The sequence below is a fragment of the Embleya sp. L77 genome (genome assembly GCF_055557415.1).
The window spans coordinates 6,817,407-6,838,503 of sequence record NZ_CM145709.1 but is presented as its reverse complement, the minus strand read 5'-3'; the positions used below and the strand labels follow the sequence as shown (position 1 = coordinate 6,838,503).

Sequence of the window (21,097 nt, the reverse complement as noted above, 5' to 3'; positions counted from 1 at the left end):
AAACACCACTGTTTGACCGGTACTTACCCACCCAAAGCGGAACCTAGCAGTAGTTGCCGGAGCCGAGGCGGCTGAAGACCCAGCGGAGCACTTCCTGGTCAACACGGGTGCGGCGGGTGCGTTCGAGGGCGGTGTGGGTGTGGGCGGTCAGGCGGGCCCAGTTGCGGAAGTTGCCGTGGGCCGCGTGTTGGGTCCGCGTAGGCGATGACGTCCGGGTCGGCGTCGGCCCAGATGGGGTGGTAGAGCGGGATGACGTCCAGGACCTCCTCGGGGGTGAGGCGGGTGAAGCGCTGCCAGATGAAGATCCGGGAGGACAGCATCGGCTCCTTGCGCAGGGTCTGGTGGCAGCCTTCTCCTCCCACGAAGACGATCGCGAGCCGGGTGTACGGGTCGTCGCACAGGTAGCGGACGTATTCCAGCAGAACCGCTCAGCCACTGCGCCTCGTCCAGGACGAGGGTGCGGGGGTGGGCGGCGAGTTCGGTCTTGAGGAGTTGGTCGAACTCGCCGGCGTAGCGCGGGGGTTGGCCCGTGAGTTCCAGGGCGGCGTGCAGTTCCTGGCGCACCGTGCGGAGGGTGGGGCGGGTGTGGAAGGTGATGCGGCGGATGTCCTGGTCCGGTTCGAGCAGGCAGCTGGTGACCGCCATGGTCTTGCCGAGGCCGGTTCCGCCGTGGATGCAGGTCATGGCGCGGGCGGCGATGGTGTCGGCGGGGTTCTCCCGGGCGGTGAGCAGGGCTCGGGTGGTCACCAGACGTGCGTCGGGGAGCGCGACGTAATGGTCGGTGGGTGCGGGTGGGAGGTGGTGGGTCATCGGGGGTCCTCGCGGGCGAAGAGCGGTTCGGGTGCGGTGGGTTCGGCTGGCCTGACGGGTCTGGTGGCCGTCTTCAGGGCGTCGGGGGTGGGGGTGGGGGGCCTGCCATGCCTCGAGCGGAGTGCGGCCGTGGAGGCTGTCCGGGTGGTGTTCGGTGTTCCACCAGTGCGCCCAGGCCAGGAGTTCGGTGGTGAAGTCGCGGAAGGACAGCGCGGGGCCTGTGAGTGTGCGGTCGGGTCGTCGGCGGGGTTGTTTGGGGGTGTGGCCGGGCAGGGCGGCGAACAGCATCCGCTCCACGCAGCGGTTGAGGTTCTCGATGCCGCCCTTCAGGTGCGGGGTGTAGGGCGGGAGGACGGTGATGTCGGCGTCCAGGGCGGTGAGCGCGGTGGTCACGGTGCGGGAGAGGAAGTCCCTGCCGCGGTCGAACCGCACCTGTTCGGGCAGGCCTCCGAAGGGTCCGTACGGGTCGGTGCGCACGATCGCGGAGCGCAACGCGGCCAGGACCGAGGCCCGCGTCGGGTAGCCGGGGGTGACGGCGACGCCGGTGATCGCCTTGGTCGCGCAGTCGATGAACCAGGTGATGTACGGATGGACGAGGTCGCCGTCGGCGGTCACGCGCAGGGAGTCTTGGACGTGGTCGGCCTCCCAGGTGTGGTTGCGCCAGGTCCGGGGGCGCTTGGCGAACACGTCCAGGGCCCGGGCGGCTTCGGGGCCCTTGCGGTGGCCGATCCGCTCCCCCGCGGTCAGGTCCCGGCGGAGTGCGCGCAGGAACGTAGACAGCGACGGGGTTGGAATCAGCAACCGGGTCGGCGGCCAGCGGTGCGCCGCCCGGGAGCGGTGCGCCGCCCGGGCGGGACGGTGGTGAGGCGGGGTCGCCGGTCGGCGTGCCCGACCTGGTGGCCGTATGGGCGCGGGCGACGAGTTCGCGGTGGACCGCGGAGGCGTTGCCGCGCCAATAGGCCAGCAGTACCCGAATGTCCGGGGTGATCTCGAACCGGTCGCCGCGGCGGGCTCCCGGGTGGGCGGCGGTGTCGGGTGTGGCGGTGTCGGCCAGCCAGCGCCATACGGTGCGCTCCGACACCCCCAGGCATTGCGCCGTCGTACGGACGTGGCCGGTGGTGAGCTCACGCCGGGAACGCAGGCCCAGAAGGTTTCTCACGGCCGGCGCCCGCAATGCCGTCCGCGAAACGGCGTCGAGGCCTGGTGAGGCGGCGGGGGCGAGGCGGGTCTCGTCGGCCTGCCGGTGGGTGTCGTCCGGGCGCATGGTTCGTCCTTCGATCGCGGATGGCGGTACGCGGCGCGGCGGGTCGTCACATGGGCGGACCGAGTCGGGAGCAGGCCCAGGTCAGCAGGGCGTGGTCCACGTACTTGCCGGGTTTGCGGTGGCGGACGGCATACAGATGGGACGTGATCTTCGCCCAGGTACGGAAGTTCCCCCGCGCGCACGTCTGGTCCGCATGAGCCACGTCCTCGTCGGCAACGCCATCCCACAGCGGATGGAACAGGCGCAGCACACCGGGGACTTGAGGCGCGTCCAGACGTGGCACCTGTTGCCAGGTCAGGATCCGGGAGGCCGGCGCGGGGGCCCGGGCGAGGGTGCGCTCCGCTCCGGCTCCGCACAACACCAACGACGTCCGGGTGGTAGGCGCGTCGACCAGCAGGCGCAGGTAGTCCAGTTCGGGGGCGGCGATGCGTTGGACGTCGTCGATCACGAGCACGCCCGGGGGTTCGAGGGCGTCCAGGAGTGCGCGGTCGGCCGCGTTGGTGCGGTTCGTCAGGTGGGCGGCGGGCAGGCCGAACGCGGTGAGCAGCGCGGCGCGCAGTTGGGGCAGCGCGGGTTTGACCGCCACCTGCGCTCGATGGACCGGGACCCGCCTGGGCAGCAGACGCAGCGCCTGGTGAACGGCGACCGTCTTGCCGTGTCCGGTGTCGCCGTACACGCACACGACCCCGTGGGCGGCGACCGTGTGGGCGAGCGCTTGGGCCACCGCGCCGAGTTGGCGTGTCGACACCGGGTGCGCGCCGGGCGCATACAGGCGCACACCATCACCCGGAGGTGCCGACCGCGCGATCGGATCGGTCCCCCGGGCGGCTTCGGCGGCCGGGACCGGCGGCGTGGGCCGGCCCTGTTCGTCCACCGTCCCCGGCAGGGCCAAGTCGGCCAACGCGCGGTCGTAGCCGTCCGCGGGCGACCCGTGGATCGGACGCGCGATCCGAAGCACACGTTGCGAGGAGAGGTCACGACGGTGCCGCGTGATAGAGCGTCGCCGGCGACACGACCCGGGGCTGCGAGGGGGTTTCGCTTTCGGTGTCCCTGTCGGCTCCGGCGCGCATCCGGCGGTGCAACGCCCTCACGTTCGGGCCCAGGTCCGTCAGACACGTCCAGAGAGCGTCGCCGGCGTGAAGCGGTCACGTCCCGGCGGCACCCGCAATGCCCGACCCGCGCGCCGCCGCCGAGCCGCCGCCACACGGTGCGCTCGGACACACCCACCGCCTCGGCGGCGACCGCCACATGCGCGCGGGGGACACCACCCGCTTCCGCCACCGCGAGCAGACGCCGCACCACCAGCGGCCGCAACACTGCCGCCGTACCCGAGGAACCCGCAACAGGATGTACCGAAACCGAAGGAACGACTCCTCGCCATGACAGCCGGCACACCCGCACCACGGGAGCCCTGACACAGGAACGGGCAACCCCCGCGACAGAACAACCCGCTTGTGTCAGGCACCCGACGTCAGTCGATGGTCACCCCCGTGACATTCGAAACGATCACACACGTCCACACCCCGACCAGCACACGAACACCCACACGACACCCGCACCCCACTGACGACCAACCACCGCCACCACAACGCACACTCACAGAACCCACCTCGCGTGAACCGCCAGGTGTCAGGCCGCGATAGTCGTTGGTGTGCGCCTGTTTTTCGCGAACCGCCCAGACCCGCCACCCCCGCGACACCCGCCCACCCCACACCCGCCCACCGCGCCGCCGCCCCCACCGCCCTCGTCTCCCACAACCACGCCCGCCCCCGACACCGACCTGGCCCTCCTCACCGCCATCGCCGCCGGCCACCAGGAGGCCCTGCACCTTCTCCACGCCCGCCACGCCCCCTGGCTACGTGCCCGTCTCGCAAGGCGCTGCGCCGACCCTGACCTGGTCGACGACGCCATCCAGGACACCTTGGTCGCGGTCTGGCGCGGAGCGAAACGCTTCGACCCGGCCGGCGGCGAACCCGCCGCGTGGATCTGGACCATCGGCGTCCGCCGGCTGATCTCGCTGCTGCGTGTGCGCCGCATACCCGTCGTCGAACTCGACTCCGACCACGCAACCACCGCCTCTGCCGAGGACCTGGTCCTGCTTTCCATCGAACACACCGACGTCGGCGACGCGATCGCCCGCCTGTCCCCCGAGTTGCGCGCGGTGATCGAGGCCACCGTGCTCGACGGGCTCAGCACCGGGGAGGCCGCCCGGCTGCTCGGGATACCCCAAGGCACCGTCAAGACCAGGGCGATGCGCGCCCGGGCCCGGCTGAGGGAGTTGCTCACGTGAGGACCTGGCACATCCCCGAACCGCTGCTGACCCACTACCTGACCGGCGCACTGCCCGTTCCGTACGTGATGTCGGTCGAAGCCCACCTGGCCTCGTGCCCGACGTGCCGCGCGAGCATCCCGGCCGACCCGACCTGGCTGGCCCGCTCGTGGGCCGGCATCGACGCCGCGATCGACCGACCGCCGTGGCCCGAACGCGCGCTGGCCCGACTCGGGATACGTCCCCACGTCGCCCGGCTGCTGACCGCCACCCCCGCGCTCACCCGCGCCTGGCTGCTCGCGGTGGTCGCCGTACTGGCCTTCGGCACCGCCGCCGCGAACCTGGCCGGCGACACCCCCGGCGTCCTGCTCGCGTTCCTGGTCGGCGCCCCCGTACTGCCGCTCGCCGGCATCGCGTTGGCCTACGGGCCGGGTGTGGACCGGGCGTACGAGTTGCAGGCGGCCACCCCGCAGGCCGGCTCCCGGCTGCTCCTGCTGCGCGCCGGTGCGGTCCTGATCACCGCCACCGCGCTCACCGGCTTGGCCGCCCCCTTCCTGCCCGGCCCGCCGGGCCTGGGCGCGGCCTGGTTGTTGCCCGCCCTCGCGCTGACCCTGGCGTGCCTGGCCGCGGGCAGTACCCGGGTCCGGCTCCCGGTCGCCGCGAGCCTGCTCACCCTCACCTGGGTCGTGGTGGTGCTCGCCACCCAACAGGTGGACCGCTACCTGCTGTTCGACCCCGGCGCCCAGGCCGGCTGGGCCTGCGCGATACCACTGTTGGCCCTCCTCGTGTACGCCCGTCGGCGACGCCTGGACCCCGGCACGTACGCCTCAAGGAGACTGCGATGAGCACGACCGTGCGCGTGAGCGCGTTGACCAAGAGGTACGGATCGCGGGACGTGCTGGCCGGACTCGATCTCGCCCTGGGTGTCGGGGTGACCGGGCTGCTCGGGCCCAACGGCGCGGGCAAGACCACGCTGATCCGCTGCCTGGCCACCACCCTCGCGCCGGACTCCGGGTCGATCGAGGCCCTCGGCCTGGACCCGACGTCCGGCACCGAACGCACCGCACTGCGCCGCCGACTCGGCTATCTGCCGCAGAACCCGGGCTTCTATCCGCACTTCACCGCGTTCGACCTGGTCGACTACGTCGCGGTGCTCAAGGACCTGACGGACCGTCGGGAACGCCGGCAGGAGGTACGCCGAGTGCTGGCCGAGGTGGACCTGGCGGATCGGGCCGATACGAAGGTGCGCAAGCTCTCGGGTGGCATGAAACAGCGCCTGGCACTGGCCCAGGCACTGCTCGGCGCGCCTGAGTTGCTCATCCTGGACGAGCCGACCGTGGGGCTGGATCCCGAGCAGCGCATGCGTTTCCGATCGCTGATCTCGCGGCTGGGCGAGCGGCTCACCGTGGTGTTGTCCACGCATCAGACCGAGGATGTGGCGGCGCTGTGCGAGCGGGTGATCGTGCTGGCGGCCGGCCGGGTGGTGTTCACCGGGACGCCCGCCCGGCTCGCGGCCTCGGCGACGGATCGGGTCTGGCTCACCGCCGAGCGCCCACCGGACGGACGCTACTGGCGCACGGCGGACGGGCGGTATCGGGTACTGGGCGATCCCCCTCCGGGCGGCCTGCCGAGCGAACCCTCGGTCGAGGACGGCTACCTGCTGCACCTGGACGCGGTCGACCCGGCGACGGCGTCGGCATGACGCTGTTTTGGCTGGAGGCCCGCCGACTGCTGGCCAATCCGCTGCTGTGGTCGACGGCCGCGGCGGCGGTGGCGCTGCAACTGAACGACGTTTGGGATCGGGCGCCGGATCTGACCGTCGAGCCGGTGCAACTGGCCGGATACGGCCTGCTCGTCGCGGCCGGGCTCCTGATCGCGACCAACGCGGCGGCGGCGCGCGACCGACGGCACGGTACGGCCGAGGCGTTCGGCGCGCTGCCCGAGAGTGCGGAGGCCCGCACCCACGCGGTCGCATCGGCCGGGATCGTGGTCGCGCTGCTGCTCGCCGTGCCGGTGATCGCGGTGTATCCGGCCGTCCGGTACGCCCAGGGCCACGTCGCCGGACGCCTGGATCCGTTCGAGCCACTCGCGTTCGTCGCGGCGCTCGCGCTGGCCGCGGTGCTGGGCGTGGCGCTCGCGCGCTGGTTGCCGTCGCTGATCAGCACGCCGATCGTGATCGTCGTCGTCGCCATGGCGACCCTGCTCAATCGAAATCGGCCCGAGTTGGGCTTCGGCGCGTTCGGCGGCTGGTTCCTGCCGATCGTGCTGCGCCAGCGACCGGACTGGCCGAGCCGGCCGGCCGCGCTGCACGTGGTCTACCTGGTGGCCTGTGTGCTGCTGTGTTACGCGGCGGCGCTGCTCCGGCACCGGCTCCGGCCGATCCGGCTGGGACTGCTCGGCCTGGCGCTGGCGGTCGCCGTACCGGCGGGCGCGGTGGCCACGGTACGGGCCAAGGATCCGTCCACGATCCCGCCCGGGCCGGGGCCGCGGCCCGGACCGGCGGCGGTCGATCACCGGGTGCGGGCGCACTGGTTCGGGCCCGACGCACAACGCTGCGAGGTGCACGACGGCGTGACGTACTGCGCGTTCCGCGACTACGTCGCGTGGATCCCACTATGGGCGGACGCCGTCCGTCCGGTCGCCGCGGCCCTGCCGCCGACCGCACGCGCTCGGGTACCGCAGGTGCACCAGGTGACCGGGACCTGGTCGTGGTACGTGGACTGGCCCGCGCACTCGGTACGCACCGGCCTGATCTGGGAGCGCAGTCCCGCGTACCGCACGCTGCTCGCGGGCGGTTTCGCGGCCGAGGTCACCGGCCTGGGCACCGAGGGCTGCGACGCTCGCGGCCAGGCGCGCACGGTACTCGCGTTGTGGTTGCTGGGCCGAGGCGGCTATCCGATCGAGCCGAAGCCGGTCGCCATCGACCTGATCCCGGAGTGGACGCTGGGTAGCCCCAACCCGCTCGGCCCCACCTATGGACCGGCGGAGGTCGGCTACGCCCGCCGGCTGCTGGCCGACCCGGGGGCCGGCGACCGGATCGCAGCGAACTGGGACACGCTGCTGAAGGCCCCCCTGCCCGAGGCGCTGCGCCTGCTCGGCCTGCCGGCGGACATCACGATCACCCCCGCGCAGGACCACCCGTGCACATGACCGACCCATCCGCCCGGCGCCCCGGCGCGAACACCACCGGGCGGACGGACCGGGCCCGCCGCACCGCCGTCCCCGAGCGCCGGCTCCCGGCTTCCGACGCCGGCCCACGCATGGATGCCACCGCAAGCGCGGCTCCCGGTGCCGCGCCCGCCCGGAACCCACCGATACGGCCCACGCAACCGCGCCCCGCCCGCATGCCCCCGACGATCCCGGAGCAACCATGCACACGACTCCCGTGCCGCCTCGATCCCCCGGCCGCCCGATCGCGTCGCTGCGGGTGGCTCGGGCCCTGCTGCCCGCCCTGTTCCAGGCCATCGACTGGATCCCGTTCGCAGCCGTCATCCCGATCACCGTCACACTCACCGCGCTCGGCGCGCCCGCCCCGGAGGAGGCGGTGACGTGCCTGCGGGTCGCGGCCGTACTGCTGGGCGCCGCCGCGGCATTCGCCCTGATCGACCCGATGGAACCGAGCACGGCCGCGCTGCCCGTCCCGCGCGCCCTGCGACAGGGCCTGCGCACGCTCATCGCCCTGCTCCCGGTCGCGCTCACCTGGGCGGTGATCGCGACCGTCACAACACTGCGCTCGCACACGTCGCTCCCCTGGTCCGGCATCACCCTCGAAGCCGCCGTATTGACGACCACCGCCCTGGCCGCCGCCGCACTCGCGGTCCACCGAGTCACGGGCAAACCGGCCGCCGGCGTCGCCACCGCAGCACTCCTGGCCCTGATCGCCGCCACCCTCCCCCTCACCGGCACCGCCTGGCCCTGGCCCGCACCCCACTCCCCCACCTGGCCCGAAACCCACCGAGCATGGGCCCTCGCCTTCCCCGTCCCCCTGCTCCTCCTCCACCGAGCCAACCGACACCCCTACCGCCGCACCACCTGAACCCGTCACGAATTCCGCCGTTCCCAACCCACGCCCGGCAACTCTCGCGATAGAGGTGGCGAGCGGGCCAACACGACCGTTGCCCGCCCGTTACTGAGGTTTTCGTTGTGATGTCGTGGACGTTTGAAGATCCCTGCGCTATGCCGTGGATATGCGGTATGCGCAGGGTGGTGGGTTGACTTCCAAGGAGCGGGCGGCGCGGGAGCGGTTGCGCTTGGATGCCGCCGATCGGTTCAAGCGCGGTGGGTCCAACGCGGTGATCGCGTCCGAGTTACGGGTGGCGCTTCGGTCGGTGGAGCGGTGGCGTCGGGCCTGGCGCGAGGCGGGTGTTCAGGGTCTGCGGTCCGCGGGTCTCGCGTCGCTCCCGAAACTGGATTCTTCGCAAGTGGCGGCGCTGGAAAGGGAGTTGGACAAGGGTCCGGTGGCCCATGGTTGGGAGGATCAGCGCTGGACGTGATGCGGGTGAAGGCGGTGATCCGACGCCGTTTCGGGGTGACGTACTCGATCCACGGGGTGTGGGATCTGCTGCGGCGGGCCGGGTGGTCGTGTCAACGGCCGGCTCGGCGGGCGGTGGAGCGTGACGAGGACGCGGTGCGGGGTTGGGTGCGGGAGACGTGGCCGTCGGTGGAAGCACCGCGGCGGCGCTCGACGCGTGGATCGTCTTCGAGGACGAGGCCGGGATGTCGATGACGCCGCCGCACGCACGCACCTGGGGACGACGCGGGACCACGCCGGTGGTGCGGGTGCGCGGCGCCTCCCGCGGCCGGGTCTCCATCGCCGCTTTGGCCTGCTACAAACCGGGCGGACGCCCCCGTCTGATCTACCGACCCCGCCTTCACACCCGCCGCAAAGGCGAGCGGAGGAGCTTCGCGTGGACGGACTACCGCGACCTCGTCGTGCGCGCGCACCTGCAACTCGGAGGCCCCATCGTCCTGATATAGGACAACCTCAACACCCATCTGGCCTCCGGGATGCGGGAGTACGCCGCCGACCACGACTGGCTGACGATCCGACAGTTGCCGAGCTACGCACCGGACCTGAACCCAATGGAGGGGATCTGGTCCCTGGTCCGTCGAGGCTTCACCGGCAACGTCGCGTTCACCGACTCCGACCACTTGGTCCGCACGATCCGACACGCCCTCCGCCACATCCAACGACGTCCTCACCTCATCGACGAGTGCCTCGCCGAAACCGGCCTCACCATCCGACCCAGGAAGTGAAAACCAACCCACCGACATCACGACGAAAACCTCAGTAACCCCGCCCGCGACCCGAAACGCACACCACGCCGGGACACCACCGCCGCCTCGCCACCTACCACCCGCCAACGCACCGCCGACCGGATCGGCAGCCCTCCCGCCTCATCCGCCAAGCCGCCATCACCGCGATCGACGACGGCATCGAACACATCACCAAAACCAGCCTCGACGCGATCCGCCTCGACCACACCGCCGAAACCCGACACCGCCCCGACACCGCCCCGACACCACCGGTCCCCGCACACCCCGGCGGTAGACCGCCGCCCCACCTCTACGACCCAGATCAGAACGCTGTGACCAGCACAAACACGCTCCGGGCCTTTACTGAGGCAGGGCCTGGGTCGGGCCGTGGAGACCCGCGTCGCCGCCCATCGCGACTGCCTGCGCAACCCGACGCCCAGCGGCCTCCTGCCGCAGGACACCCGACCGGCTTCCGGTCGGCCGCAGAACGACGCGGCGCCCGTCGGCCGACGGGCCGAGCGCAAGAAGGCAGCACACGCCCTGGTCCACGGGATGCTCGCCCAGGGTCACTCACGCCGGGCGATCGCCCGGCACCTGGGCTGGGGTCTCAACACCGTCCTCCGGTACGCGAACGCCTCACGCTGGCAGGAGACCATCCGCGAGAACCGGCCCCGGCCCAGCAGACTGGACCCCTACAAGCCCTACCTGGAACGACGCTTCGCCGAGGGATGCACCAGCGTCACCCAACTCCACGGCGAACTGGTCGCCGAGCAAGCTCCCGTCACCTACGGCATGGTCCGCGCCCACATCGCCACCTTGCGCGGGCCTCCGGCCGCCGCACCGCCACGGCCGCCGACGGTACGGCAGGTAACCGGCTGGCTCACCCGACATCCCACGACCCTGACCGAGGAAGACCGGGCCGGTCTGAAGGACGTCCTGGCCCGCTGCCCCGAACTGGACACGGCAGCCGGCCACGTCCGCGACTTCGGCGAGATACTCAGCGACCGCCTCGGTGCCACGCTCCCCACCTGGAGCGACGCCGTCGACGCCAGCCAGTTGTCCGGGCTCACCGGCTTCGCACTGCACCTACTCCGAGACCTCGACGCCGTGACCGCCGGCCTCACCCTGGACTGGAGCTCGGGCAGCATCGAGGGCGCCGTCAACCGCATCAAGAAGATCAAGCGGCAGCTCAACGGCCGAGCCGGATTCGATCTACTTCGCAAGATGATCCTGCTCCAGTGACCCGCTCAGTCCAGCAGCGGGGCAGCAGTCCGTCGGTACCCACGACGAGCGAGATGGGTGCCTGCCGGGCAGCGAGTCGGGTTCTGGCAGGCTGACCAAGTGAGCGGGAATGTAGAGGCGTCCGGCGACCGGTTTCGAGATCGACGCGAACGCAAGTACGGATATGACTTCCTCGATGAGGTTCTGGTGCACTGTCCTCGGTGTGATGGGTGCGCCACTGTCACGCCCCACCCCGAGATCCCGGCAGATGAGAAGGTTGCCGGCTACGGGAGCCCGGATCCCCATCGGCGGCTGCGGTGCACGGGGTGCGGCTTCTTCAAGGATCGGAAGGTCGACTCTGCTGTCGTGGGCAGCCCTGTCGATCCTTACTTCCAGCAACCGGTGTGGTTGCAGACGAGCTGCTGTGGACACGTCCTGTGGGCCTATAACGTGCGTCATCTCGATCTGCTGGAGGCCTACGTGGGGGGCCAAGCTTCGTGAGCGCGGAGAGCTTGTGCCTTGGGCCCCGATGAGTCTGGTCGAACGGCTTCCCACCTGGTTGAAAGTCGCGAAGAACCGGACCGAGGTTTTGCGGACGATCAGGCGCTTGCGTTCCACACTGCCTGCTGGTGGGTGATCGAACGCGCGGTGGCCACAGCTCAGGCACGGCCGACGGGCTTCCATGCCAGAATGCAGGGGCCAGTCTCACCCGTTCGATGACGAGTCAGCGCACGTGAAGCGATCTGGACACCCTCCGTGACCACTCCCCAGGATCTGTGCCAGAACCCACGACACGTGAACAAAGCCAAGCAGCACGTGGTCGGGACGCAGCAGGCGCTGTCGGAGGTCGGCGATGGCGCCGGGTCCGATGCGTTTCCTCGGCAATGTGGTCGGCAGGTCCTGCACCGCCAGTTGTTCGGCCCATCGAGGCCCAGGCGACCCTGCATCGCCTCGCGGGTACGGCGCACGAGTTCGCGGACGCACCACCCGGGTTCAGGTCGTCGACATACGGATGCGGTGCACACCTTGGACGACGTCAAAGCAAGCCCGGGCGACGTCCAGGGCGAGTTCGGCCCAGGATTCGGGGGTGTGACCAGAATGCTTCGCCGGAAGGACCTGCGCTGGAGAACCCGCAGACGCATTGCGCCCCCACCGGGCCCGGCTGCCGACACGCATCTCGACTGCACCGACTGCCGCACACCATGCGGCCGAGCACGAGCCGGCCGACCGGCGGATCGGTACACCCGGGCGGCGCGTACTCCATGGCCGCCGCGCTTACGCCGGGTAGGGAGCGGCCTCGCGTGCGGCGCGGAGTGCGCCCGCCCACCAGGACAGCTGGTCGAGGAGGGTCTTGGCGTACCCCGGCGCGGCGGCGTCCAACGGCCGGCCGTCCTGCCACGCGGTGAAGTAGTTCGGGAAGGCGAGGCCGTCGCGCACGGTGACCGCGTGCAACTCGGTCAACACGTTCTCCAGGTGCAGGACCGCGTGCCGCCCGCCCGCCGCGCCGCCGTAGCTGACGAAGGCGACGGGCTTGGCTGTCCACTGCGTGAAGTGCCAGTCGATGGCCGCCTTCAACGAGGCGGGGTAGCTGTGGTTGTACTCGGGCGTCACCACGATGAACGCGTCGGCGTCCTCCAGCGCCGACGTCAGCGCCGCCATCCCGGCCGGGCGGGGGTAGTCGTCGCCCGCGTACTTCGGGGACGCGGCGGGCAGCGCCAGCGGGATGTCGATCTCGGCCAGATCGACGACGTCCACCTCGAAGCCGCCGTGGGCGGCGGCCTGTTCGGCGACCCACGAGGCCACCACCGGGCCGAACCTTCCGTCCCGAACGCTTCCGACGATGATCAGCAACCTGTGCTCGGTGTTCTCCATGCCCACCACGATCACGTGGCATCGGGACGGCAACCAGACCGCGCTCAGGCCGGCCCCCGCAGGGCCTGCCTGAGCACTCCACAGCCCGCCGACACCGTCGTACGCTCGCCTCATGGGTACGCCGTTGGGAGACTTCATCCGCGCGAAGCGGGACAGCATCCAGCCGGAATCGCTGGGACTGCCGGATCATGGACGCCGCCGTGCACCGGGTCTGCGCCGCTCGGACCTCGCCGCGCGCGCGGGCATCAGCGTGGAATACCTGACCCGCATCGAACAGGGCCGGGACCGCAATCCCTCCACGCCGATCGTGCACGCGCTCGCCGACGCGCTGAGCCTGGATCCGGCGGAGCGCGAGCACCTGCGCTACCTCACGAAGATCACCGGCGGTGAATGCCCGTCGCACACCCGGCCCGCGCCGCCGAACCGGGCGGTGCGACCGTCGGTCCTGGAGACGCTGCGTCTGCTCGACCCGGGGATCGCACTGGTGACGAACCGGCTCGGCGACGTCCTCGCCCACACCGACGGCTTCGCGGCAATGGCCGACGGAACGGGGCTTCTCGACGCCGAGGCCCCCAACCTCACCCGCTACGTCTTCACCGACCCGCGCGCCCGCGAGTTCTTCGCGGACTGGAACGACGTCGCGGACGAGCAGGCCTTCGACCTGTGGCTCGGGCCGGGCATCGAGAACACCGCGTGGCTCACCGCGGAACTCGCGCCCGTGGCAGGCCCGGACTTCACCCGCCGCTTCAACAGGCACGTGGTGCCGCAACGCGGCACGCTCCGCCTGAACCATCCCGCGGGGTGCGCCTTGCGGTTGCTCCGGGAGACCCTCGAACTGCCGTCGGACGCACAACAACTGGTGGTCCTGCTGCCCGCGGACGAGGCCACGGCGCAGGCTCTCGAAGAACTCCGCCACGGGCGGAGCGGTCGGCTCCGGGTCGTCTCGTGATGTTGTCGACCCATGGCAGGATGTCGCCAGCCCATGGCGGGACCGCGCGGGTCCTGTCTCCTTTCTCTCGGGTCGCGTCCTTCGCCTTGACCGGGCCCTCGGTCGACGCCCTCACCAGCGGGGGGCGAAGGCTGTGGGGACGAGCCGGCTCCCCGGGACGGACGGGCCGGCGTGAACGAGCGGGCCACAGTGGACAGGTTTCCGTCGGCCCACGACTTCTCGGGTCGGGTAGGCGAAGATCAGGGATTGTGGCGTCCTGGCTTCCTCGGGTGGTCTCGGTCGTCGTCCTCGTCCCGGCCACGGGAACCGGCAGGGGCAGCGGTACCGTCACCGGGGATTCGGGCAACTGCGGCGTTGGCAATACGCGTTGCGGCTTGGGGACCGGTGCCGTCGGTTCAGGGGAAATCCTCGGGCGGATCCACGGGTTGGGAGGAGACAGGGTCCGGAGCGGTTCGCCGGCCGCGGCCAAGAGATATGCGTTGTTGTGCGGGACGTATCCCGACCTCCCGAAACGTTCAAGCTCGGTGACCCGCATGCAGTGCAGGAAATCGTTCGGAAAGCGGGGCCGGTCGTCGGCACTTCGACCCGGGTCCCACATCGCTCGGGGGAATTCACCGACGAGTTGGGGATGTTCGCCGATCAGCGCCGGGTGGCACTCGGGGACAGCCCACCTACCGCAGAACCACCCCCATCGTTCGTTGATCCCCCCGAGCAGCGTGGACGCGGTGTCGTCCGCGCCGCCGCCAAGCACCGTGGTGTGGTCGATGGGCCCGGACGATGTCCGCGTCGATCCGTAAGCGGTGACACCTGAATGCTCGGCTGCGAGGCGGCGCCGACCACGGGCCATTCGGCGCGAACCTGACCGACATCGTCAGCCGCCTCGGACACCACCGGCTCGAACACTCCACCGCGGCACCGCGATCGGGCGGTGGGTCGCCCGGCAGCGGTCCGGCTGGGACACGTGGGGCCATGAGCAGTTCGAGCGCCTGATCGAGCTCGGGCTGACCCCACCCGGGACGGCCGAACCGGCGCGCACGGCGCAGCAGGTGAGCGAGGTGGTCGAGCCGGAGGGGCTCAAGCCCAAGCGGAGTCGGGAGCCAGGCCTTCGAGATCGCGCTCAGTGCTGCGGACGCCTACCGGGAGCGGGTCGGGCATCTCGAAATCCTCGTAGGCACGTTGAGACCGTGACGGCGTTCGACGGATGGCGTGAAGAGGTTCGGCTCGGGGTGGATCACCACCACCAGGAACCGAGGGCCGAAGCTGCCAACCGAGCGGATCGCCGCGCTGGACGCGCTCGGCATGCGATGGACATGGGATCGGATTGTCGGATCCGGAGTGAGGTCGGTGGCCGGCGGCGAAACTGTCGCCAATCCGGTCGATCTGCAGTACCGCACGGTAACGGCGCCCAACGCCAACCCGAGTGGTTTCGTCGGGCACCGTTACGGCGTGATTATCCGGTGCCTGGATTCTCCGTTCCGGAGTTCGGCTTGGTGGGGTCGGAATCGGAATTCGAGACGGCTTTGGGTACCAGACCCCATTTTTTCTTGCCGCCTGACCAGACTACCTTCTCCTGAACCTTGATCCCGGTGGAATTGGGACCGGAGAGCGCGGTGATGTTCACGGTGTACATTTCTACGAAATCACCGTTGTTCCACGCATAGGAGACGTCGTGCCACTGCTGGGCGCCGTATTCCTTCATGCGAAATGCGGCATCCCTCTCCGGGTCGGAGGTGTCGAGATAGGCAGCGAGTTTCGATACATCGCCGTTGTTGAGTAATGCGACGTATCGGTCCAGGTACTTTCGTAACTCGCCTTCGTCCGGGTCGGACCCGGCGCCTGCGGAACCGGCGCCTCCGCCTGCGCAGCCGCTCAGCAGCGCGGAGAGGAGAACTCCGAGGAACAGGATCGAGGTTGCCCATGATCTGACAACAGTGGTCCGAGCGTTCAACTGTGCCTCTCAGGGATCAGGTACGGTGCGCGTAGAACCAAGCTTCGGGATTCGCAGTGACCATCTCTCCCACGTTCACGTACGAGCGGTCGTTGGAGTAGTAGGCCAGGATCAGCGCACCGTTGTACGAGTCGAACCCGTGAACCATCATCGTGTGGTCGATTTGACCGTTGCGGTCCCAGTCTGCCTGAAGGACGTCTCCCCGCCCATGTCGTACACGTTGTACAGGACGTCCGCACGGCTCCTGGCGAACCAGCAGAAGGACTCCGCGTTGATCCAGGACGCGGATTGGTTCGACCAGGTGTACCACCAACTCCCGTGCCCATGAGGATCGTACGGGTCGTTGATGTCACCCCAGCCGCCGTAACGCAAGGCCTGGCTCACGAAGTTGGTGCCAGTCCGACGACCAGGACCGGTAGTCCGGGTTGAGTTGTGCGCGTAGTGCTCGGCGTGCCACGCCATCGCCAGGTAGTCGTATCCACCGGCAAGCGACTGCACGTCGGTGGACCGTACAGGCTCGGCCTTGGTGGATTGACGGGAGAACGGCACGGCCACGGCGGACGAGGTCGGCTTTCCCGGGGGGACGTCAAGGCCGCACCGGGTGCGGGTTTCGCAGCGTTGTCCGCCAGGGTCGAGATGTCCGTCGAAAGACGCTGCTCGGACCGCAGTTCCCACACGTCCTTCGTCTTTGCGAACACGAGCGAGACAGTGGCCAGGATCCCGAGATCCGACCGAGGGCAACCGGTCAGCCCGGCGACGTGAAGCGTTTCAGGAGGCGATTGCGTTGATGGGCGCCGAGGCCACCGACGCGACGACTCTCGGAGATCTCCACTTCGGCGAGGAGCTGGTCGACGCGCACCTTCCCGATGTCGGGGAGGGGTTCGGGCCGGGAACTTGCGGACCGCCCGGGAGTCGGCGTCCAGCACCTCGCGCAAGGACGGGCGGCCGCGCTTGAGTGCCTCCTTCACCTCGGCTCGTTCCTTGCGCGCGGCGGCCGCCTCGACTGCGGCCCGGCGTTGTTCGGGGCTGAGTGGGGGCACAGCCATGGGGTCTCCTCGCGTCGGTTGCCGGGACGGCGCATCTCGGATGCGCGTCCAGGGTCTTGAACAGCGGCTTTACGGGGGACGACGGGGCCCTCGGCCCCGATGATCGATGCCCGTGGCAGGCGCGCGACGTTTCATGCCCGGCCATGCGCCGGGACCCGGCCATCGGCCCCGCCCTCCGGGGGTCCGCGCCGAACATGGCAAGGATGCGGGCGTCTGCTCGCGGAGCCCGTCGGTGTGGTGTGACTAGTGAGTCCAACGTGTCCGTCGGGTTCGCCGAACCACACATGTTGCGTGGCGCGTTCGCCGGTCACGACGACGGTGAGGCCGAAGCCTTCGGCTTCCGGTCTGCCATGGTGACGCCACCACCGGAACGCGTCCAGGAACTCGGTGGCGAGGTTGTCGGGGCCTCGGGTGATCGTGGTCGTCTCGGTGTTCTCGCCGAAGCCGATCAGTGCGCAGGACAGTCCTTCGGGCCCCTGACGGTACGGGTACAGCGTCCTGCCGCCGGGGGTGAGTTCGAGTGGTGGCGGGTGGCGGGGCGGGACGCGGTCGTCTTTCCGGAGGTGGTGACGGTGGCGGACGCGTTGCTGGATCCGGGCATGGTGGAGCGGTTGTGGCTCGACAGTGGTGTCGGGCGGCCTCGGTGTTGCGGGTGGACGGGGCGTTTTGCCGCGAGCTCGGGATACGGGTCGGGCGGGCGTGGTTGGGGCCGGTGATCGGCATCGAGGACTACGAGCGGGAACACCCCGAGCGGGTGCTCTCGCCGACTCGCCGGTGGACAAGGTCGCCGCCGGGGCGCTGGCCGCCGGGGACGTGGCGCACTCGGTGCCGATGCTCAGCATCGCGAACGTGTTCGACCCGGACGGGCTCGCCGCCCGGGGCGCCTCGCTCGAACAGCGCCTGGGCCGCCCGGTCGGGGCGTTCTCGCTTGAGCCGAGGCTCGACGGCCTCGCCGTTTCGGCCCTGTACCGCAACGGCCGCCTGGAACGGTTGGTCACGCGCGGCGACGGCGCCGCCGGTGAGGACGTGTCCCACGCGAGGGGACGATCGAGGGGCTTCCGCAGCGGCTGGCGGAGCGGTGTTGATCGAGGTGAGCGGAGAAGTGCTGCTGAGCGCCGCTCAGTTCGAGGTCGCCAACGAGATCCGTCTCGCGCACGGGGCGACCGTGTTCTCCAACCCGCGCAGCGGCGCGGCGGGACGTTGCGGGCCAGGGACCGGCCGTACGTGATCCCAATGACGTTCTTCGCCTACGTCGGCATGCCCGTGTCGGGCGACGAAAGTGCGATGTCGGTTGTTCCTGCGTGGCGCCGCGCATTCCGAGGTGATGGCGACCTTCGGGGATCTGGGCGTCAACACCACCGGACACACCCGCCGGGCTGCGGGTGTGCCCCACCTTGGTGGAGGTGCAGGAGGCCGTCGACGCGATCGCGGCCATGCGGGCCGAGTTGCCATTCGGGATCGACGGCGTGGTGATCAAGGCCGACGCCGCCGACCAGGCCGAGGCGGGCAACGGCACGCGCGCGCCGCGGTGGCGATCGCGGACAAGCTCGCCGCCGTACACAAGATCACCCGGCTCGTCGGAGTCGACTGGGCGGTCGGCCTCACCGGGGTGATCGCGCCCCGGGCGATCCTGAACCCGATCACGGCGCAGGTGTCCCCGTGTCTCGCACGGTTCGCGCTTTCTCACATGACCTTGGTGGATTCACTGGGAGCCGCGGGGTCGGCGACAGTAGGGCGAAATCAGCCGTTGCCGACTTCCCGCGCCACGCGCTCCAGTCGTCGGTGGTGGTCCTCCCACCACGCCTGATCTCCTGATGCCATGTTGTCCTTGCCTCGCACGTACCCGACCGATCCGTCGATGAGTTCTCGCACGATGTCGGCGTGGCCGGCGTGCCGTTGGGTGTCGGAAACCACGCGCACCAGGATGTGGTGCAGTGTCACCTCTCGTCGCCCCGGTGGCCACCACGGCACATGACCGACCGCGTCGAGCGTCAGCGTCGCGATCGTGTGGTCGGAGTGCTCCCACGCGCGGTGGTACAGCCCGACGATGTCTTCACGCGACTCGTCCGCGGTGGCCCACATGTCCGCGTTGGGTTCCGCGTCCTCCATGTACCACCGGGGCGGTGGCTCCTCGCCGAAGAACGGCCGCCCGAACACGTCGCCGAGGTACCCCAGCTCCACGCCGGCGACATGTTTGACCAACCCCAGCAGATTCGTGCCCGTGGGGGTCGACGGTCGGCGGACGTCGTATTCCGAGAGCCCGTCGAGCTTCCACAACAGGGCATCCCGACCTTCTTGCAGGTAACGAAGAAGGTCCGCTTTCGGACTCGGTTCGATCATGCCGCGACAGTCTTCCTCGCAGCACTGACAGCCGGGCTCCATCGAACCTCGCGGGACGCTGCCGCCAAGCAGGATTCCGTCGACGCACAGCGATCGAAAACGACCGACAACATCAAGTGAGACGAACCTGGGCAAGTGCTGCTCAGCGCGAATCCTGGCTCGACGAACGCGGGGGTGGGCCGTGCGGGGGCCTGGGTCGTTGGATCCGGCGCCGGCGGTCGTGCGTCTGATGGCCACCGGTGGGCAGTGGCCGGCTGCGGCACAGGCGTGGGCGACGCGGCCGCCCGCGTGGCGCGGCGTCCCCGATCGGATGCTCACCGACTTCGCCGGGGCCGAGGCCCGGTACTGGGAGGACATCACGAGACGCAGACCGGCGCCCTGGTCCCGCGCGTTGGCCGACGCCGCAGCGATCCGGCTTTCTGTTCTCGGTTCACGACATCGCGCGGGTTACAGTTCCAGTTCGAGGACCACGCACGGGAACGACTCCGGGCCGAAGGCACCACCATGCTGTCGCTGTGGCAACGCGGCGACACGCTCCCACAGGCCCTGACCGTCCTGCACTCCATCGCCGAGGACCCTCCGCGGGCCGCGTGCCGAACGCCACGACATGGGAGCCCGCCCAAGCACCGCGACGTGATGGAACTCCTCAATTGCGGTTCCTGCTCGAGGCGATCGAACGCCGCTGGATCCAGGTGCGGATCGTACGCTTCGCCAAGTCCGCGACGCTGACCCCGCCGTCCTCGATGACCTTGTTGCGGTTCGCGCACGGCGGCCTGCAGTAGCTGGTCTACCTCGAACACGTCGAGGCGGCCACCTACCTGAGCCGGGTCAAGGACGTCGAACGCTACCGCGCGCTGCTCGAATCGCTGTACCTGGCGGCGGGATCACGGGCCCGCAGCAAGGCCATGATCCTCGAAGCCCACGAGCGCTACCGGGCACGGACGACCTGACACCCGGGAACACTCGGCATCCTGTTCGCCCGCGAACCGTGAGCGCCCGTCGTCGATTCGGTGGTCCGTTCTACAAGGGGCGACGGGTCTGGTAACTGCCCTGGAGAGAGGATGCGGCCGCGTCGGCGACGTCCGCCCGGGGGCCGGCCGCGCAGCCTTGAAGGAACTCTCGGACCCGGGGGCCGGACCAGCCCGCTGCGGCGGCCGCCGCCCAGAAGCGCAGCCCGTCGTGGGGTTCCAGGGGGTGGAGGAAGTCAAGGACGCGGTCGACGGTTTGTGGGTCGAGACGCAGGCGTTGCATGGCGACGGCGCGCAGGGCGCCGTCGGCGAGAGCTGCGGTGCCGCTGTCCATGCACCAGCGCAAAGCGCCGGCCGGGTCCTCGGGGGTGCTCAGTCGCACGATGGCGTCGCCGAGGGCGACGTACACCGCGGTGGAGTCGAAGTGCCGTCTGGCGAGTTCACGCAGCGGTTCGAGCGCGGGCCGATGACCGCACGCCCCCAGGGCCATGACCATCTGATATTGGGTCTCCCAGGTGCGACGATCACGCACCTCCCGCCGTAGGGCGTCCAGCAGCGGCGGGCCCGCGGCCGGTTGGGCGAGCCGGCGCAGGCGTATCGCGGCCGAGCGCCGTCCGGCGGAACACGCATCGCCGAGTTGTTCCACGGCTTCGTCCAACGTCGATGCCATCACGTGCCGTCCGGGCGTGTCTCGGCGCCGGCGCAGATCCGCCGCGTGTGGGCGATGTTTCGCCGCCATCGGGGACCGTCGCCGGTCTCGTCCCACAGCTCGGCGAGTTCGGAGTTGTCGGCCAGGACTCGGTCGAGCGCGTCGATCGCGAGTGCGCGCAGGTCGAAGGAAAGCGGCGGGATGGATTCCTCGGGGCCGTGGGAGGAGGTGATCGGTGCTCCTCCGGGGCATCGGGCCGCGACCAGGGCGGCGGCCGCGACGGCCTCCGTCCCTTCGAAGGCGTCGAGGTAGCCCCGGGTGGCGATCGTGGAGGTGAGAGCGGCGCGGACAACGTTCTCGCGCTCCATTTCGGGAGCTTCGTCCAGGGTGTCGGCGAAGTCGGCACCCATGTCGTTGTCGAAGGGGCCGATGTCCCAGCTGCCCATGCCGTTCCTTTCGCTTCACTCTCTCGCGGATGTTCGCATCGATCACCGACACACGGCCG

The 21,097-nt window shown here is 70.2% G+C and carries 20 protein-coding genes and 2 pseudogenes; 11 read left to right on the top strand and 11 right to left on the bottom strand.

Annotation, left to right across the window (positions count from 1 at the left end):
* Positions 1–147 precede the first annotated feature (147 nt).
* Together ACZOOI_RS29225 and ACZOOI_RS29220 are read right to left on the bottom strand one after the other, a co-directional pair.
* Positions 148–1,611, bottom strand: coding sequence for an AAA family ATPase (locus ACZOOI_RS29225; protein ID WP_465278630.1), 1,464 nt, complete (start codon positions 1,609–1,611; stop codon positions 148–150).
* 509 nt (positions 1,612–2,120) lie between these two features.
* On the bottom strand, positions 2,121–3,032 hold the full coding sequence (locus tag ACZOOI_RS29220) for an AAA family ATPase (protein ID WP_465278629.1): 912 nt from the start codon (positions 3,030–3,032) through the stop codon (positions 2,121–2,123).
* Positions 3,033–3,854: 822 nt separating this feature from the next.
* Here ACZOOI_RS29220 and ACZOOI_RS29215 point away from each other — a divergent pair.
* The 6 genes and pseudogenes from ACZOOI_RS29215 (at position 3,855) to ACZOOI_RS29190 (ending at position 9,599) form a co-directional block, all read left to right on the top strand.
* Positions 3,855–4,364, top strand: coding sequence for an RNA polymerase sigma factor (locus tag ACZOOI_RS29215; RefSeq protein WP_465281317.1), 510 nt, complete (start codon positions 3,855–3,857; stop codon positions 4,362–4,364).
* Positions 4,361–5,188 (top strand): zf-HC2 domain-containing protein, encoded by an 828-nt coding sequence (locus tag ACZOOI_RS29210; protein WP_465278628.1) that lies wholly within the window; start codon positions 4,361–4,363, stop codon positions 5,186–5,188. The genes ACZOOI_RS29215 and ACZOOI_RS29210 overlap by 4 nt, the downstream gene beginning before the upstream one ends.
* A complete protein-coding gene (locus ACZOOI_RS29205; protein ID WP_465278627.1) occupies positions 5,185–6,045 on the top strand; it encodes an ATP-binding cassette domain-containing protein in 861 nt (286 codons plus the stop codon). Before ACZOOI_RS29210 ends, ACZOOI_RS29205 begins: the two co-directional genes overlap by 4 nt.
* The gene (locus ACZOOI_RS29200) at positions 6,042–7,493 is read left to right on the top strand and encodes a hypothetical protein (RefSeq protein WP_465278626.1); all 1,452 of its coding nucleotides are present in this window, start codon (positions 6,042–6,044) and stop codon (positions 7,491–7,493) included. The genes ACZOOI_RS29205 and ACZOOI_RS29200 overlap by 4 nt, the downstream gene beginning before the upstream one ends.
* A 220-nt stretch (positions 7,494–7,713) precedes the next feature.
* A complete protein-coding gene (locus ACZOOI_RS29195; RefSeq protein WP_465278625.1) occupies positions 7,714–8,379 on the top strand; it encodes a hypothetical protein in 666 nt (221 codons plus the stop codon).
* Positions 8,380–8,530: 151 nt separating this feature from the next.
* Positions 8,531–9,599: pseudogene (locus tag ACZOOI_RS29190) on the top strand (IS630 family transposase).
* Positions 9,600–9,616: 17 nt separating this feature from the next.
* On the opposite strand, the gene ACZOOI_RS29185 reads toward ACZOOI_RS29190, so the two are convergent.
* The gene (locus ACZOOI_RS29185; RefSeq protein ID WP_465278624.1) at positions 9,617–9,844 is read right to left on the bottom strand and encodes a hypothetical protein; all 228 of its coding nucleotides are present in this window, start codon (positions 9,842–9,844) and stop codon (positions 9,617–9,619) included.
* Between the two features lie 142 nt (positions 9,845–9,986).
* Here ACZOOI_RS29185 and ACZOOI_RS29180 point away from each other — a divergent pair, with 142 nt between their 5' ends.
* Positions 9,987–10,841 (top strand): transposase, encoded by an 855-nt coding sequence (locus tag ACZOOI_RS29180; RefSeq protein WP_465278623.1) that lies wholly within the window; start codon positions 9,987–9,989, stop codon positions 10,839–10,841.
* Between the two features lie 1,254 nt (positions 10,842–12,095).
* Here ACZOOI_RS29180 and ACZOOI_RS29175 read toward each other — a convergent pair.
* A complete protein-coding gene (locus ACZOOI_RS29175; RefSeq protein ID WP_465281316.1) occupies positions 12,096–12,692 on the bottom strand; it encodes an NADPH-dependent FMN reductase in 597 nt (198 codons plus the stop codon).
* Positions 12,693–12,804: 112 nt separating this feature from the next.
* Here ACZOOI_RS29175 and ACZOOI_RS29170 point away from each other — a divergent pair, with 112 nt between their 5' ends.
* On the top strand, positions 12,805–13,641 hold the full coding sequence (locus ACZOOI_RS29170; RefSeq protein WP_465278622.1) for a helix-turn-helix domain-containing protein: 837 nt from the start codon (positions 12,805–12,807) through the stop codon (positions 13,639–13,641).
* A 1,450-nt stretch (positions 13,642–15,091) separates the two neighbouring features.
* Here ACZOOI_RS29170 and ACZOOI_RS29165 read toward each other — a convergent pair.
* The 4 genes and pseudogenes from ACZOOI_RS29165 to mihF form a co-directional block, all read right to left on the bottom strand.
* Positions 15,092–15,589 (bottom strand): hypothetical protein, encoded by a 498-nt coding sequence (locus ACZOOI_RS29165; RefSeq protein ID WP_465278621.1) that lies wholly within the window; start codon positions 15,587–15,589, stop codon positions 15,092–15,094.
* Positions 15,590–15,605: 16 nt separating this feature from the next.
* Positions 15,606–15,845 carry an amidase domain-containing protein gene (locus ACZOOI_RS29160; RefSeq protein ID WP_465281315.1) on the bottom strand — a complete coding sequence of 80 codons (240 nt, stop codon included), beginning with the start codon at positions 15,843–15,845 and terminating at the stop codon, positions 15,606–15,608.
* Positions 15,737–16,051, bottom strand: a complete 315-nt coding sequence (locus ACZOOI_RS29155; RefSeq protein ID WP_465281314.1) for an amidase domain-containing protein — start codon at positions 16,049–16,051, stop codon at positions 15,737–15,739. Before ACZOOI_RS29155 ends, ACZOOI_RS29160 begins: the two co-directional genes overlap by 109 nt.
* A 283-nt stretch (positions 16,052–16,334) precedes the next feature.
* Positions 16,335–16,635, bottom strand: a pseudogene (gene mihF, locus ACZOOI_RS29150) (integration host factor, actinobacterial type).
* A gap of 831 nt (positions 16,636–17,466) precedes the next feature.
* Between mihF and ACZOOI_RS29145 the strand changes: the two are divergent.
* The gene (locus ACZOOI_RS29145; RefSeq protein WP_465281313.1) at positions 17,467–18,108 is read left to right on the top strand and encodes a hypothetical protein; all 642 of its coding nucleotides are present in this window, start codon (positions 17,467–17,469) and stop codon (positions 18,106–18,108) included.
* Positions 18,039–18,248, top strand: coding sequence for a hypothetical protein (locus ACZOOI_RS29140; protein WP_465278620.1), 210 nt, complete (start codon positions 18,039–18,041; stop codon positions 18,246–18,248). The genes ACZOOI_RS29145 and ACZOOI_RS29140 overlap by 70 nt, the downstream gene beginning before the upstream one ends.
* Positions 18,249–18,375: 127 nt before the next feature.
* Here the strand turns inward: ACZOOI_RS29140 and ACZOOI_RS29135 are convergent, their stop codons facing one another.
* The gene (locus ACZOOI_RS29135; RefSeq protein ID WP_465281312.1) at positions 18,376–18,975 is read right to left on the bottom strand and encodes a DinB family protein; all 600 of its coding nucleotides are present in this window, start codon (positions 18,973–18,975) and stop codon (positions 18,376–18,378) included.
* Between the two features lie 650 nt (positions 18,976–19,625).
* On the opposite strand from ACZOOI_RS29135, the gene ACZOOI_RS29130 reads away from it, so the two are divergent.
* Positions 19,626–19,757 carry a hypothetical protein gene (locus tag ACZOOI_RS29130; RefSeq protein ID WP_465278619.1) on the top strand — a complete coding sequence of 44 codons (132 nt, stop codon included), beginning with the start codon at positions 19,626–19,628 and terminating at the stop codon, positions 19,755–19,757.
* Between the two features lie 238 nt (positions 19,758–19,995).
* On the opposite strand, the gene ACZOOI_RS29125 is transcribed toward ACZOOI_RS29130, so the two are convergent.
* Positions 19,996–20,613 (bottom strand): HEAT repeat domain-containing protein, encoded by a 618-nt coding sequence (locus ACZOOI_RS29125; RefSeq protein WP_465278618.1) that lies wholly within the window; start codon positions 20,611–20,613, stop codon positions 19,996–19,998.
* Positions 20,613–21,038, bottom strand: coding sequence for a DUF4259 domain-containing protein (locus ACZOOI_RS29120; RefSeq protein ID WP_465278617.1), 426 nt, complete (start codon positions 21,036–21,038; stop codon positions 20,613–20,615). The genes ACZOOI_RS29125 and ACZOOI_RS29120 overlap by 1 nt, the downstream gene beginning before the upstream one ends.
* Positions 21,039–21,097 lie beyond the last annotated feature (59 nt).